The sequence below is a fragment of the Pseudooceanicola marinus genome, from assembly GCF_020177265.1.
Classification (GTDB): Bacteria; Pseudomonadota; Alphaproteobacteria; order Rhodobacterales; family Rhodobacteraceae; genus Pseudooceanicola; species Pseudooceanicola marinus_A.
Genome location: NZ_JAIVMC010000009.1, coordinates 1 through 13,067 on the forward strand (window position 1 = coordinate 1; position 13,067 = coordinate 13,067).

Sequence of the window (13,067 nt, forward strand, 5' to 3'; positions counted from 1 at the left end):
CGGCAGGCTGAAGGATTGGCGGCGTGTGGCGACCCGATACGACAGATGCCCGAAAGTCTTCCTGTCAGCCATCGCCCTCGCAGCCCTCGTTATTTACTGGCTATGAGTCCTGACCCTAGTGTTCGCGTTGTGGGGGACGCGATGCAGACGGAGAACGCGCCGGAATTCAGGGAGGAAATCATGGTTCGGCGTCTTGAGGTTTGCCTCTACCGGCACTGCCGGGCGGCGCCCGACCCTCCCCCCGGGAGGGCGCATTGGCGATGTCCTAAGCAGAACGCCCGACACTTCGGCTTGAAGGCGCCCACGCTAAACTCAGGGCGCACATGCGCCCACCCAGGGTCGGGCGCCGACCTCCACCCTGAGGCTTCGCCGCTGGTCTCCGGCGGCTAGGAAGCAGCTTCCACCTGAGCTACGACCCTTCGACGCTCAAGCCGCTCCCCCGGAGGGTCTGCCCTGCTGCGCAGGGACCGCGTCTCACACGGCCTTGCCGAGCCACAGGGCCATCAGCTCGGCGCGGCTGCCGACGCCGTATTTCCGGAACAAACGTTTCACATGGTCATGGGTCGTGTGCACGCTCTGGCCGTTGTCCTCGGCGATCGCCTGTTCGCTGTTGCCGTGCAGCAGACCCGACAGCACGCGCTGTTCGGCGGGCGTGACGGGGCTGGAGGCGACGCCAATGCCCTCGGCCAGCATCAGGTGGCGGTGGAACCAGCGCAGCCCGCGCAGGGCGAAGGCCATCCGGTCGCAGTCTTCGGGCCGGAAGAGCGCGTGGCCGCGGGTGCGGTAGAGGCCGAGGTACAGCTCGGTATCGGCGTTGACGGGGATGCCGGCCCACATCGTGTCGACGATGCCGGCCTCGTGGTAGTAGCCGCGGAAGAAGTCGCCGTCGCGCCAGCCCTCGGGCGCCAGGTCGTCCAGCCGGTGCACGCGGAACTGCCCGGCCAGGGCCACGCGGCGGATGGTGACGATGTCGGGCTTGCCGTCCTCCAGCTGCCGTGCCTTGGCGCGCACCAGGGCCTTGCTGTCCCTGGTATGGTGCAGCCGGTCGAACTTGCGCGGGCGCCAGCCGTGCAGCGGGTCGTCGGGATCGTGGCGGTCCATCCGCACGGCGCCGACCCAGGCGGCGTTCTGCGCGTCCAGCAGGTAGCAGAGCGTTTCAAGGAAGAAATGCCGCGCGCCGGCAATGTCGGAGGCCCGGAAATCCGCCAGACGATCCCACATGCCGAAGACGGCCTCGTCGAGAGGGGCTGTCACGTCCGTATCGGTCATGACATCCGGTATAGGAGGCGAGGGCGGTTCGGGGAAGGGTTCGCGGACCCGAGCAAACGAAAGCGCCGCCCCGGGGTGGGGCGGCGCATGGTCATCTCGTCAGGTCGTCCTGGCCGGGGGCGGGCTCAGCCCTCGCCTTGCTCGGTCACGCGATCCTGGATCATCGTGTTCAGCCGGGCCTGCAGGGCCTCGTCGGTCTGGGCGCTTTCCCCGATCTGGGTGTAGGTCTGCACATCCATGTTCTCGGTCGCCTCGATGGCGGCGACCATCTCGTCCCGGGCTTCGGTCTGCAGCGCCTGGGCATCGGCCTCGCTCTCGGCCGCCTGCAGCTGCGGCATGTAGGTGTCGCGGATCTCGGCCACTTCCATCGCGGCATCGACGAAGCCGTTCAGCTGTTCGTCGGAGAAGCTGGCCGCGGGGGCTTCCTGCGGGGCCTCGGGGCTGGTTGCCTCCTGCGCCACCAGGGCGGCGGGGGCCAGGGTCAGGCCGAGGGCGGTTGCGGCGGCGGCAAACTTGCCGGTCAGGGTCATCTTGGTCATCTTGGATCCTCCTGCTCGTGGTCCATGGTCGTTCGGGGCCTTCCGGCCCGCTGCCAAAGACCTGTGCCTCCGGTCGGCGGGGTACAACCGCCTGTGTCGATCTCGGCGTTCTGCCGCCGGATTGCCGCCCGGATGTGCGCGTGCCCCCGCCGGTGTGTCCCGCCGGGGCAGGGGTTACTCCCCGGCGATCTGTCCCTGGGCTCTTGTCATCACCCGATCTCGGGCGGACTTGAACAGCTGCGGCACCATGGTGCCCAGCAACATCATCATGCCGCCGAAGTTCAGGAATTTCCCGACCCCGGTCATGAAGGTGAAGATGATGACGGTGCCGTTTTCGCCGGGTTGGGTCACCGAATTGGCGTTCAGCATCATGCCAGCGCAGAGCATCGCCACGGGCAGGCTCATGCACCAGATATGACCCTTGGGGGTGTCGCCGTGCAGGCGCAACACAAGGCTGATCGCGACGCCGATGAAGAAGAAGACCAGCGGCGTGCCCGCGCTGGCGAGCATCGGCAGGATGTAGACGAGGTTCTCCATGGTGCTCTCCTAGTTGCTGCTGCCGCCGGACAGGCCGCCGATGAGGGTGTCGGTCATCTCGGCCGACAGGTCGCCCCGTGCCACCTCTTCCGGACGCAGGATCCGGTAGTCGCCGGCCGACAACCTGTTCAGGTCGATCCAGCCGGTGCTCTGTTCCTCGCCCAGCGGGGCGACCTCGACCCATTGCGTGGTGCCGAAGAACTTCTGCGTCTGCACGTCGCCGGTGATCACGAAGGCCGTCCCGGGCTCTGCCGTGGCCACCGATTTGCCGGGCAGGTTGAAGAGGCCCGTTGGGGGCGCCGACAGGATCTGTGCGCTGGCGCCGTCTTCAAGGATCAGGGCGCCGCCGATTGGTTCGGCCTGCAGCCGTGTGGGGCCGAGAAGGATCAGCAGCGCGATCAGGGCGAAGGGTGTGCTGCGCGAGAGCGGGTTCCGCCCGCCGACCAGGTGCCGACCGCGCCCGAAGCGTTCATTCTGAAACATGATGTTCTCCATGCTGGCGTGACCGGGTCGGGCCACGCTCTGTCCGAAAAGCGTGAACGTCTGAAATGCGGAGAAGTCTGAGAAAGTATCTACAGGTTGATGCGAAATGGCATCGGTGGCGAGTGGGGAATACCTGACTTCCCGGCTGAGTTGTTTCTGTCCCGCCTGGCAGCAGCCCCGTCCCGACCTGCGGGACACCGCCAGCGGCCAAGCCTGTCTGGCGCATCTGCCGGGCGCGTCGCGTTATTTTTCTTCCCCCGACTCGCGAAACCTGCGATAGAGGGACCCGCTACGCGACCTCTATCGACCCCCTGTTATGCTACCGGCGACAGTCTCGATCAGACGACCTACGCCGGGCCGCAGCACTTCCGCGTGCGGCACAAGAAAACAGGAGTTCACGACATGGCCACTGGCACCGTGAAATGGTTCAACACCACCAAAGGCTACGGCTTCATCGCACCCGAAGGCGGCAGCAAGGACGTTTTCGTCCACATTTCCGCCGTTGAGCGTTCGGGCCTGACCGGCCTGCAGGATGGCGCCAAGATCAGCTTCGAGATCGAAACCGGCCGCAATGGCCGCGAAGCAGCGACCAACCTGGAACTGCTCTGATCGCGCCGGGGCCGCGCGTCGCGCGTCCCGCCTGAGAGATTTCGAAAGGGCCGTCCCGCGGGGGCGGCCCTTTTTCATGCGTTCCATGGGGCGCGCGGGCCGCAGCGGCCTTGGATCGTCGCAAGACGCTTTTCATCACCCCCCGTTCCCGGCTAGGTAATTGACGCCGACAATCATATTTGGAGCCGCCCGATGTCCCGGGATCACTGGACCTTTCGCGCCCTGCAACTCTTCCTCGCGGCCTCGGTCGCGCTTGGGGTCGCCTGGGGGCTGGGCATCACCAATCCCTTCTGGGCGGCCATGCCGGTCTGGGTGGTCAGCCAGTCCTGGCGGGAGGACCTGGTGATCCGGGGCGTGCTGCGCATCCTGGGCACGATGCTGGGGGCCGGCCTGGGCCTGGTGATGCTGGCCCATGTCCAAGAGCCGGTGGCGCTGGTCGCGCTTTACGTCCTTGGGGTCGGCGCAGGCACATTCGCGGCCTTCTGGATCGGCACGATCTATTCCTACGGGGCGTTGATGGCGGCGATCACCCTGGGCGTGGTGGTGCTGCCCGGCGTGGCGACGGCGGGAGATCCCTGGGACCTGGCCCTGGGTCGGGTCTGGTGCACGCTGATCGGCGTGGCCTCGGTCACGCTTTTCACCTTCCCCTTCACCCCGCGCCGGGACGAGGCACAGCGGCTGCGGCTCGACCATGGGTTGGGCCGGGGGCTGCGCCATGGGGCGGTGGCGGGGCTGATTGCCGGGGGCGGGCTGGTCCTGCTCTTGCTGATCGGCCAGTTCTGGATCGTGGCGGGGGCGCTGGCGCTGACGGTCTTCGCCTCGATCATGGGGTCGATGCCCGATCCCCGTCCGCTGATCCGCTACCTGCCGCCGGCCGCGGCGCTTGGCGTGGTGGCGGCGGTGGCCTATCGCGGGCTGGGGCATTGGTTGGGCCTGGGGGATCCGGGCCTCTACCTGCTGGGCGTGGTCTTCATCGGGGCCGGGGCGCTGCTTCGCGCGCACCCACGAATGGCGCCCTTCGGGCTGGACAGCAACATGTGCTTCCTGCTGACGGCGGAGGTCGGCGCCATCGGTCACGGGCTGGCGCAGGAGGCCGCAGGCGGCCTGGCGCTGGTCTGTGGCACGCTGCTGGTGACGGCCGTGCACCGCCGCCTGCTGCCTGCGCATCTGGCCTAGGCCTCGTCGCGCGGCGCGCCCCCCTGAAAGGCATTCGCCCGGTCATAGCGGCAGGGGTCTTCCTGCATCGTCAGGTGCAGGGCATCGCCCGTGTAGGGATGCGCCCGCGCCAGCGCCTCGTCCACCTCGATCCCCAGCCCGGGGGCGTCGGACAGGGTGACATGACCTGCCTCCACCCGGATTGCACCGCCGATCAGCGCGTCATGGAACGGGGTCTCGATGGTCTCGGCCATCATCAGGTTGGGGATCGTCGTGGCCAGGTGCAGGTTGGCGGCCCATTCCACCGGCCCGGCGTAGAGGTGCGGCGCCACCTGTGCGCCGAAGGCCTGGGCCAGGGCGGCGATTTTGCGGGTCTCCCAGATCCCGCCCGCCCGGCCTGTCGCGGGTTGCAGGATCGCCGCGCCGGCCTCCAGCGCGGCGCGGAATTCGGCCAGGGTGGTCAGCCGCTCGCCCGTGGCCACCGGCAGGCCGGAGGCGCGACAGACCTCGGCCAGGCCGGTCAGGTCGTCGGGCGGCACGGGTTCCTCGAACCAGGCGGGGTCGTAAGGGGTGATGGCGCGGGCCATGCGCAGGGCGCCGGTGGCGGTGAACTGGCCATGGGTGCCGAAGAGCAGATCCGCGTGATCGCCCACGGCCCCATGCACCGCCTCGCAGACCTGTGCCGACAGGGTCAGGTCCGATCGCGCCGGCATGTGGCCGCCGCGGATCGTGTAGGGGCCGGCGGGGTCGAACTTCACCGCCGTATAGCCCCGCGCCACCAGATCGCGCGCGCTGTCTGCGGCCATCTCGGGGCTGGTCCAGAAGGCCGACACGTCGTGGTGCGGCAGGGGGTAGAGGTAGGAATAGCAACGGATCCGGTCGTTGATCCTGCCGCCCAGCAGGGCATGAACGGGCCGGTCGCGGGCCTTGCCCAGGATGTCCCAGCAGGCGATTTCGAGCCCCGAAAAGGCGCCCATGACCGTCAGATCGGGCCGCTGGGTGAAGCCTGCCGAATAGGCGCGGCGGGCCATCAGCTCGATCTGCTCGGGGTTTTCGCCGGCCATGTGCCGGTCGAAGACATCGCGGATCACCGCCGTCATCGCCTCGGGCCCGACCGAGGCGGCGTAGACCTCGCCCCAGCCGGTGATCCCGCAGGCGGTCGTCAGCTTCACCAGGATCCAGTAGCGCCCGCCCCAGCCGGGGCTGGGCGGGGCGGTGATGATGATGTCGAGGTCGGACAGATGCACGGGGGGCCTCCTTCAACCGGCCGCGCGCCCACGGCCTATTTCATCATGATCACGTTCCGCCGGGCCTGGCCGGCCAGCGTGTCGGCGATGGCCTCGTTGATCTGGTCCAGCGTCCAGCGGCCCGAGATCAGCTCGTCCAGTTTCAGCCGTCCCTGCTGGTACATGTCGACCATCCAGGGAATGTCGCGTTTCACCACCACGTTGCCCATCTTGGACCCGACGATGCCCTGGCCCGCGTCCGCCATGATCAGCGGCGAATAGGACGCGGTCTTGTCGCCATGGGGCATCCCCACCATGACGATCCTGCCGCCCCGTGCAAGATAGCGCGGCGCCATGTCGTAGACCGGCGCCACGCCCACGGTGACCAGCACCGCGTCGGCGCCCCGACCCAGCACCTGCTTCACCTCTTTCCAGGGCTTGCCCTCGGCGCTGACCACGTCGGTGGCGCCGAACTCCTTCGCCGCCTCCAGCTTCTCCGGGACCAGGTCGACCGCCACGATGCGCCGGGCGCCCGCGATGCGCGCGCCCTGGATGGCGTTCAGGCCGACACCGCCCGCGCCGATCACCACCACGTCGTCGCCCGCGCGGATCTCGCTGGCGTAGACGGCGGCGCCCACCCCGGTGATCACCCCGCAGGAAATCAGGCTGGCTGCATCCATCGGGATGCTGTCGGGGATGGCGACAACCTGGCTCTGGTCCACCACCATCTTCTCGGCGAAGGCGCCGGAGGCCATCGCCTGCATCACCGGCGTGCCGTCGGGCAGGCTGATCGGGCTTTGCGTCACGGCATCAAACGGCGTTTCGCAGATCGTGGGCTGGCCCGAGCCGCAGCAGTCGCAATGGCCGCAGGCACGGATCAGGGTGACGCAGACCGGGTCGCCCACCTTCAGCCCGTGCACCCCTTGCCCGAGCGCGGTGATCCGCCCCGCCGCCTCATGCCCGAAGACCGCCGGCACCTGCCCGCCGAAGCCGCCCTGCCAATAGGAAATGTCGGAATGGCAGATCGCCACCGCTTCCAGTTCCACCTCGACCTCGCCCATTTCGGGCGCGCGCAACTGCACGTCTTCGATGGTCATCGGCGCGTTGAACTCGCGGCAGAGCGCCGCCTTTATGGTCTGCATGTGATCCCTCCCGTTTGCCGCGACCGCCCTTCGGGCGACCTGCCGCATTCTGCGAAATATATTTCCTCATGTCGAAATTAGCGACTGTGGCCGCCGACCGATAGGGAAAAGATTGCCGCATCGCGAGCCGGACAGGCGCGCGCCCGGACAAGGCGCGCGCGCCGGGATCAGAGCGCGGAGACCGCCGCCGCGAAGGCGCGGGCATTGGCGGGGGCGTCGCCCATCTGGGTCTCGGGGGAGAAGAGGCCCGACAGGTCCAGCGCGGGGAAGGCCTCGCGGGCCAGCTCACCCAGCGGACGACCCGACGCCAGCACCTCCTGCGCCAGCTCCTTCACCTTCGCCTGTGCTTCGGGGCGGGGCATGGCACCCGCCAGGCGGAAGGACAGCGCCTCGGCATGCAGCAGGCCCAGGCTGTCGCTGAAGACGGCGTGCATCTCCTCGGCCTTGGGGGTGAGGCCCGGCGCCATGTCGCGCGCGGTCTGCAGGGCGGCAGCGGCCGAAAGGCACAGCTGCGGCAGGGTCAGCCATTCGGTGAACCAGGCCGCCCCGTCGCGTTCCTGCCGCGGCATGCCCGCACCATCGAGGATCGCCTTCAGCCCCAGCACCTGACGCGCCGAGGCCAGCAGGACCGAAGGCTGCACCGGGTTCTGTTTCTGCGGCATGGTGGAGGAGCCGCCGGAGGCCGAGAGCGTGATCTCCGACACCGAGCTTTGGGCCATCAGGATCAGGTCATCGCCCATCTTGCCCAGCACCTGCGCCATGCGCGCCAGCCAGGACGCGATGCGCAGCACGGGCCCGCGATCGGCGTGCCAACTGCGGCCCGGATCGCCCAGGCCCAGCCCTTCGGCCAGCTTGGCGCGCAGCGCGGCGCCCTGTCCGGCGAACTCCGCCCCCGTGCCGGCGGCGCCGGACAGAGAGACCCAAAGCGATGCCTCGCGCAGGGCGGGAAGCTCCTTCAGCAGATCCAGCAGGGGCCAGCCCCAGGCGGCGACATGGCTGCCGAAGCTGACGGGCGTGGCGAACTGGCCGTAGGTGCGGCCCGCCATGGGCAGTTCGGCATGGTCGGAGGCCAGCCGCGCCAGCGTGCCCAGCAGGTCCTTCAGCCCGTCTTCGCAGAGCGTCAGCAGCTGGCGCAGGCGCAGCATCTGCCCGGTGTCCGCGATGTCCTGCGAGGTGGCGCCCCAATGCACGTATTGCGCATGTTCCGGCGCCTGCATCTCCTTGCGGAACTCGGCCACCAGCGAGGGCACGGCCACGCCGTTCTTGCCCGCGCCGGCCTGCAAGGCGCCGGGGTCAATGGCCAGCTCCATCGAGGCGCGATGGATGAAGGCGGCGGAGACCTCCGGGATCATGCCGAGCCCGCCTTGGGCCTTGGCCAGCGCGCCTTCGACGATCAGCATCGAGCGGACCTCGGCGCTGTCGGTGAAAAGCCGCGCGGCCTCGCCCGCGTTGAACAGCTTGGAATAGATCTGACCGTCGTGGACCGAACCCGCCATCACAGGTCCTCCGCGATGCGAGACAGCAGGGCGGCGAGGCCCTCGGGGTCGGAAAGGAAGGGGGAATGTCCGGTGGGCATGTCGTATCTGTCCTTCGGGTCACAGGAGAGCGCCATCTCGGCCTGGGCGTCAGGCGATATGGTCAGGTCTTCGGTGCAACGGATATAGGATCGCGGGCGGCTCTGCCAGTTCGGGCCCAGGCGGATTTTCTCACTGTGCGGGGCCATCGGCTCGGGGCAGAGCCGGCTGCGGGCCTCGGCGCGCAGGGCCTCGGGCAGGCCGTGGTAGAAGCGGGTGTCGTCCGCGCCGTCGTTCATCGCGTAGTCCTCCCCCTGCCGGCGGGCCAGGCCCTTCAGCGGTGGCTCGGGCATGGCGTTCGCCATCTCCAGCAGGGAGGCGCCGTCGCGGGGCAGGAAGGCGCAGAGGTAGATCAGCCGCGTGACCCGCCGCGGGTCCAGCTCCGCTGCGCGGGAGATCGGGAAGCCGCCCGCGGAATGGCCGACCAGCACCGAGGGTTGCTCGGCATGGTCGAGCACGCAGCGCGCGTAATCGTCCAGGGTCAGGCTGTCATGGGGGCGGGGATCGCCGCCGCGACCGGGCAGGTCGGGGGCGGTCACGTGATGTCCCCGAGCCAGAAGCTCGGGGACCACTTGGTGCCAGCACCAGCCGGTATGGCAGGCGCCGTGGATCAGCACGAAACGGGCCATCAGATGTGGGCCATCAGATGTCGAGGAAGACCGTCTCGCCCTCGCCTTGCAGGCGGATGTCGAAGGTGTACTTGCCCTCGGCGGTCTTCTTCGCGATCAGCGTGTCGACGCGCGGACGCTGTTCGATCCGGGCCAGCAGCGGGTCGGCGCTGTTGTCCTCGTCCTCGAAGTAGATGCGCGTCTGCAGGCCGATGTTGATGCCGCGGGCGACGACCCAAACCGAGATGTGCGGCGCCTGAATCACGCCGCCACGGCCCTTGGTTGCGCCGGGCTTGACGGTGCGCAGGGTGAAGATGCCGGTTTCCTTGTCCGCGGTGAAGCGGCAGAAGCCGGAGACCTTGGGATCCGCACCCTCGCTGCCGGGGAAGATACCGGCGGCATCCGCCTGCCAGCTTTCCATCATCGCGTCGCGCATCGCCCAGCCGGTGCCATCGTAGACGGAGCCGGTGATCTCGATGATCTCGCCCTTGGCGCCGTCTTCGATGGGCGACAGGGCCAGGTCTTCGGGATAGATGCCTTCCAGGCCCGCGAAGGTCGGAACGCAGCCGATGTGGACGTAGGGGCCCGCCGTCTGGGACGGGGTTTCCTGCAGGATGTCGAGTTGCTGGGTCATGGATTACATCCCCTCGAGCTTGTTTTCGAACATGGTCTGACGGCGGCCGCGCAGGACGACGTCGAACTTGTAGGCCAGGAAGTCCATCGGACGGGCCTTGGCCATGTCCAGCGGAGCGACCAGGCGGTCCAGCTGGCTGCGCGACTTGATCGTGGCCGCGATCGGGCAGCGGTCGATCAGCGGGTCACCCTCGAAGTAGAGCTGGGTGATCAGGCGCTGGCCGAAGCTGTGGCCGAAGACCGACATGTGGATGTGCATCGGGCGCCAGTCATTGCCACGGTTCGGCCAGGGGTAGGCGCCGGGGCGGATGGTCAGGAACTCGTAGTAGCCGTTCTCATCCGTGATCGTACGACCACAGCCGCCGAAGTTCGGGTCGAGCGGGGCAAAGTAGGTGTCCTTCACGTGGCGGTAGCGCCCGCCCGCGTTGGCCTGCCAGATCTCGACCAGGGTGTGCGGCACCGGGCGGCCGTTCTCGTCCAGGACGCGACCGTGCACCAGGATGCGTTCGCCCACGGCCGGCGCGGCGCCCTTGGTCCAGTTCAGGATCAGGTTGTTGTCCAGCTCGCCCAGCAGGTTGTGGCCGAAACGGGGGCCGGTTTCCTCGGACGGGGTGGATTCCATCGACAGCAGCGGCAGGTTCGGCGAGCGCGTGATGCTGGTCTTGTAGCCCGGGTCGTAGGGCACGGGATGGATCTCGCGATTTCGCGGGATCAGCGGGCCGAGATCGGTCATTGGTCTTGCTCCTCCATTTCGGCGTAGGTTTGTTTCGCCAGCTTCAGCGCGTGGTTTGCGCGCGGAACGCCCGCGTAGATGGCGACGTGCTGGAAGGCTTCCTGCACATCCTGTTTCGACGCACCGGTGCGGGCGGTGGCCCGGATGTGCATCGGAATCTCCTCGAAGTTGCCGGTGGCGGCCAGCAGCGCCAGGGTTAGCATCGACCGCTCGCGCTTGCTGATGCCGTCACTGGCCCAGACATTGCCCCAGGCCCCTTCGGTGATCAGGGTCTGGAAGGGCAGGTCGAAGTCGGTCTTGGCGGCCTCGGCGCGGTCGACATGGGCATCACCCAGGACCGAACGGCGGACCTCCATCCCTTTTGTGAAACGGTCATTGGACATGGCCGGTCTCCTTGATGAAATCACTGAGGATACGGGCGTATTCCTCGGGGGTCTCGACGCAGGGCAGGTGGCCCGCGCCGCGGATCAACTCCAGCCGCGAGCCCGGCACCAGGTCCACGGTCTCGCGTACCAGGTCGGGCGGGCTGGCGCCGTCCTCGGTGCCCGCGATGCCCAGACAGGGCAGGCGCAGGCCCGAGGTGGGCGTGTAGAAATCGGTGCCGGCGATGGCGGCGCAGCAGCCGGTGTAGCCCTCCAGATCCTGGCGGGCCAGCATGGTCTGCCACGCGGCAAGTTCCGGCGTGGCGCGGAATTTCTTGCCGAACCAGCGTTCCATCGTGGGGGCCGCGATGGACCCGACGCCCTCGGCCCGGCACTTGGCGATCCGGTCGTGCCACATCTCGGCGGTGCCCATCTTGGCAGCCGAGTTGGAGATGACCAGCGCCCGCACCAGGTCCAGACGTTTGACCGCCAGGCCCTGGCCGATCATGCCGCCGATGGACAGGCCGACGAACAGCGCATCCTTGACGCCCAGGTGATCCAGCAGCGCCTCCACGTCGGAAATCAGCGTGCCCATGGAATAGGGCGCGGGCGTGCCTTCGCTCAACCCATGGCCGCGCTTGTCATAGCGGATGATGCGCAGGCCGGCAGGCAGCAGCGGCACCAGCTTGTCCCAAAGGCGCAGATCCGTGCCAAGCGAGTTGGCAAAGACGATGGGGGCGCCGTCGGGGTCCCCCTCGTCGGTGTAGTGGATCTTCAGTCGGTCAAGGTCGGCGATTTTCATCAGTAGGGCAGTCCAACATAGTTCTGCGCCAACACCTTTTGCGCTTCGGTGTTGTCGCGCAGGAAGTTCAGTTCGGCCTGCTGCATCTTGACGTCGAACGCCGGCTGGTCGGGGAACTGGTGCAGGAGGTTGGTCATCCACCAGGAGAACCGCTCGGCCTTCCAGATGCGCAGGAGGGCTTTCTCCGAGTAGGTGTCGAGCCCTTCGCTGTCGCCGTCAAGGTAATGCGCCTTCAAACCCTCGTAGAGGTAGTGGATGTCCGAGGCGGCGGTGTTCAGCCCCTTGGCGCCCGTGGGCGGCACGATATGGGCCGCATCGCCGCACAGGAACAGGTTGCCCCATCTCATCGGTTCGGTGACGAAGCTGCGCAGCGGCGCGATGCTTTTCTCGATGGTCGGGCCGGTGACCAGTTTTTCAGCCATCTCGGCGGGAATGCGGGATTTGAACTCGTCCCAGAACCGCGCGTCCGACCACTCCTCGACCTTGTCGGTCAGCGGCACCTGCACGTAGTAGCGCGACAGGTTGGCATTGCGCATCGAGCACAGGGCGAAGCCACGGGGTGAGTTGCAGTAGATCAGCTCGTCATGCACCGGGGGCGTTTCCGACAGGATGCCCAGCCAGCCGAAGGGATAGACCTTTTCGTACTCGGTGCGCACGTCCTCGGGGATGGTCTGGCGGCTGACCCCGTGGAAGCCGTCGCAGCCAGCGACGAAATCACAGTCGATCCGCCGCTCTTCGCCGTGGACGGTGTAGGTCAGGTAGGGGGCATCGGTCTTGGCGTCGTTGATCACCACATCCTCGACCTCGAACTCGATCTGGCCGCCGGCCTTCTCGCGGGCCTCGTAGAGATCGCGGGTCACTTCCGTCTGGCCGTAGACCACGACCGGCGTGCCAGTCAGCTCGGAAAAGTTGATCGGGATGATCTCGTCGCCATTGGAAATCACCGTGCCGTCGTGGGTGTAGCCCTCGGCGTCCATCCGGTCGGAGACACCGGCCTTGCGCATCAACCCGACGAAGCCCTGTTCCAGGACACCGGCGCGGATGCGGCCCAGCACGTACTCCTTCGTCTTCCGTTCCAGCACGATGGACGAGATGCCGGCCTTGTCCAGAAGCTGGGACAGCAGCAGCCCGGAGGGGCCGCCGCCAATGATGGCAACTTGAGTTTTCATGCAAATTCCTCCCGTTCGCAGGAAGAGGATTGGCAAACATAATTAACTGCGTCAACTAAAATTACTCTAAATCACCCCCTCGCCCTCGCCGCGCCGCCGCGCCCGGGGCGGGTGGCGAAGAGGGCCTCCGGAGCGACCTGCACCCGGCTCTCGCCCTGAATTTTGCAGCCGAGCTGCGGGTTTCACGTCAAAACGCCCGCCTGGCGCGGGGCCGGACGGGCGTCAC

General features: G+C 67.7%; 15 protein-coding genes and 1 pseudogene. 3 read left to right on the forward strand and 13 right to left on the reverse strand.

Features of this window, described 5'->3' with window-relative positions:
- Nucleotides 1-106: pseudogene (locus LC066_RS15720) on the forward strand (IS5/IS1182 family transposase); the annotation flags it as partial.
- A 368-nt stretch (nt 107-474) separates the two neighbouring features.
- Here LC066_RS15720 and LC066_RS15725 read toward each other — a convergent pair.
- From LC066_RS15725 to LC066_RS15740, 4 genes are all read right to left on the reverse strand, one after another.
- On the reverse strand, nt 475-1,269 hold the full coding sequence (locus LC066_RS15725) for a helix-turn-helix transcriptional regulator (protein WP_224900947.1): 795 nt from the start codon (nt 1,267-1,269) through the stop codon (nt 475-477).
- Between the two features lie 125 nt (nt 1,270-1,394).
- Nucleotides 1,395-1,808: a DUF4168 domain-containing protein gene (locus LC066_RS15730; RefSeq protein WP_224900950.1), complete on the reverse strand. Its 414-nt coding sequence runs from the start codon at nt 1,806-1,808 to the stop codon at nt 1,395-1,397.
- A 174-nt stretch (nt 1,809-1,982) separates the two neighbouring features.
- On the reverse strand, nt 1,983-2,345 hold the full coding sequence (locus tag LC066_RS15735) for a hypothetical protein (protein ID WP_224900953.1): 363 nt from the start codon (nt 2,343-2,345) through the stop codon (nt 1,983-1,985).
- A gap of 9 nt (nt 2,346-2,354) precedes the next feature.
- The gene (locus LC066_RS15740; protein WP_224900956.1) at nt 2,355-2,828 is read right to left on the reverse strand and encodes a hypothetical protein; all 474 of its coding nucleotides are present in this window, start codon (nt 2,826-2,828) and stop codon (nt 2,355-2,357) included.
- Between the two features lie 402 nt (nt 2,829-3,230).
- Between LC066_RS15740 and LC066_RS15745 the strand changes: the two genes are divergently transcribed.
- Together LC066_RS15745 and LC066_RS15750 are read left to right on the forward strand one after the other, a co-directional pair.
- Nucleotides 3,231-3,437, forward strand: a complete 207-nt coding sequence (locus tag LC066_RS15745) for a cold-shock protein (RefSeq protein ID WP_085889350.1) — start codon at nt 3,231-3,233, stop codon at nt 3,435-3,437.
- 192 nt (nt 3,438-3,629) lie between these two features.
- Nucleotides 3,630-4,613 carry an FUSC family protein gene (locus tag LC066_RS15750; protein WP_224900958.1) on the forward strand — a complete coding sequence of 328 codons (984 nt, stop codon included), beginning with the start codon at nt 3,630-3,632 and terminating at the stop codon, nt 4,611-4,613.
- Here the strand turns inward: LC066_RS15750 and LC066_RS15755 are convergent.
- From LC066_RS15755 to pobA, 9 genes are all read right to left on the reverse strand, one after another.
- The gene (locus tag LC066_RS15755) at nt 4,610-5,839 is read right to left on the reverse strand and encodes a mandelate racemase/muconate lactonizing enzyme family protein (protein WP_224900961.1); all 1,230 of its coding nucleotides are present in this window, start codon (nt 5,837-5,839) and stop codon (nt 4,610-4,612) included. The two genes, LC066_RS15750 and LC066_RS15755, sit on opposite strands and share 4 nt — an antisense overlap.
- 35 nt (nt 5,840-5,874) lie before the next feature.
- Nucleotides 5,875-6,960, reverse strand: a complete 1,086-nt coding sequence (locus tag LC066_RS15760; protein ID WP_224900964.1) for a Zn-dependent alcohol dehydrogenase — start codon at nt 6,958-6,960, stop codon at nt 5,875-5,877.
- Between the two features lie 167 nt (nt 6,961-7,127).
- Entirely contained in the window at nt 7,128-8,456 is a 1,329-nt protein-coding gene (locus LC066_RS15765; protein WP_224900967.1) for a lyase family protein, read from the reverse strand.
- Nucleotides 8,456-9,163: an alpha/beta fold hydrolase gene (locus LC066_RS15770; protein ID WP_224900970.1), complete on the reverse strand. Its 708-nt coding sequence runs from the start codon at nt 9,161-9,163 to the stop codon at nt 8,456-8,458. The genes LC066_RS15765 and LC066_RS15770 overlap by 1 nt, the downstream gene beginning before the upstream one ends.
- Before the next feature lie 13 nt (nt 9,164-9,176).
- Nucleotides 9,177-9,776 (reverse strand): protocatechuate 3,4-dioxygenase subunit alpha, encoded by a 600-nt coding sequence (gene pcaG, locus LC066_RS15775; RefSeq protein ID WP_085889356.1) that lies wholly within the window; start codon nt 9,774-9,776, stop codon nt 9,177-9,179.
- A gap of 3 nt (nt 9,777-9,779) precedes the next feature.
- Nucleotides 9,780-10,508 (reverse strand): protocatechuate 3,4-dioxygenase subunit beta, encoded by a 729-nt coding sequence (gene pcaH / locus LC066_RS15780; RefSeq protein ID WP_085889357.1) that lies wholly within the window; start codon nt 10,506-10,508, stop codon nt 9,780-9,782.
- Nucleotides 10,505-10,891: a 4-carboxymuconolactone decarboxylase gene (gene pcaC / locus LC066_RS15785; protein WP_224900972.1), complete on the reverse strand. Its 387-nt coding sequence runs from the start codon at nt 10,889-10,891 to the stop codon at nt 10,505-10,507. The genes pcaH and pcaC overlap by 4 nt, the downstream gene beginning before the upstream one ends.
- A complete protein-coding gene (gene pcaD, locus LC066_RS15790; RefSeq protein ID WP_085889359.1) occupies nt 10,881-11,672 on the reverse strand; it encodes a 3-oxoadipate enol-lactonase in 792 nt (263 codons plus the stop codon). Before pcaD ends, pcaC begins: the two co-directional genes overlap by 11 nt.
- Nucleotides 11,672-12,841 (reverse strand): 4-hydroxybenzoate 3-monooxygenase, encoded by a 1,170-nt coding sequence (pobA, locus tag LC066_RS15795; protein WP_224900974.1) that lies wholly within the window; start codon nt 12,839-12,841, stop codon nt 11,672-11,674. Before pobA ends, pcaD begins: the two co-directional genes overlap by 1 nt.
- Between the last annotated feature and the right edge of the window lie 226 nt (nt 12,842-13,067).

Excerpts from the sequence above, each read along its gene's own strand:
- LC066_RS15725 (WP_224900947.1), bottom strand. The coding sequence starts at position 1,269 with ATGACCGATACGGACGTGACAGCCCCTCTCGACGAGGCCGTCTTCGGC.
- LC066_RS15730 (WP_224900950.1), bottom strand. The coding sequence starts at position 1,808 with ATGACCAAGATGACCCTGACCGGCAAGTTTGCCGCCGCCGCAACCGCC.
- LC066_RS15735 (WP_224900953.1), bottom strand. The coding sequence starts at position 2,345 with ATGGAGAACCTCGTCTACATCCTGCCGATGCTCGCCAGCGCGGGCACG.
- LC066_RS15740 (WP_224900956.1), bottom strand. The coding sequence starts at position 2,828 with ATGTTTCAGAATGAACGCTTCGGGCGCGGTCGGCACCTGGTCGGCGGG.
- LC066_RS15745 (WP_085889350.1), top strand. The coding sequence starts at position 3,231 with ATGGCCACTGGCACCGTGAAATGGTTCAACACCACCAAAGGCTACGGC.
- LC066_RS15750 (WP_224900958.1), top strand. The coding sequence starts at position 3,630 with ATGTCCCGGGATCACTGGACCTTTCGCGCCCTGCAACTCTTCCTCGCG.
- LC066_RS15760 (WP_224900964.1), bottom strand. The coding sequence starts at position 6,960 with ATGCAGACCATAAAGGCGGCGCTCTGCCGCGAGTTCAACGCGCCGATG.
- LC066_RS15765 (WP_224900967.1), bottom strand. The coding sequence starts at position 8,456 with ATGGCGGGTTCGGTCCACGACGGTCAGATCTATTCCAAGCTGTTCAAC.
- LC066_RS15770 (WP_224900970.1), bottom strand. The coding sequence starts at position 9,163 with ATGGCCCGTTTCGTGCTGATCCACGGCGCCTGCCATACCGGCTGGTGC.
- pcaG (WP_085889356.1), bottom strand. The coding sequence starts at position 9,776 with ATGACCCAGCAACTCGACATCCTGCAGGAAACCCCGTCCCAGACGGCG.
- pcaH (WP_085889357.1), bottom strand. The coding sequence starts at position 10,508 with ATGACCGATCTCGGCCCGCTGATCCCGCGAAATCGCGAGATCCATCCC.
- pcaC (WP_224900972.1), bottom strand. The coding sequence starts at position 10,891 with ATGTCCAATGACCGTTTCACAAAAGGGATGGAGGTCCGCCGTTCGGTC.
- pcaD (WP_085889359.1), bottom strand. The coding sequence starts at position 11,672 with ATGAAAATCGCCGACCTTGACCGACTGAAGATCCACTACACCGACGAG.
- pobA (WP_224900974.1), bottom strand. The coding sequence starts at position 12,841 with ATGAAAACTCAAGTTGCCATCATTGGCGGCGGCCCCTCCGGGCTGCTG.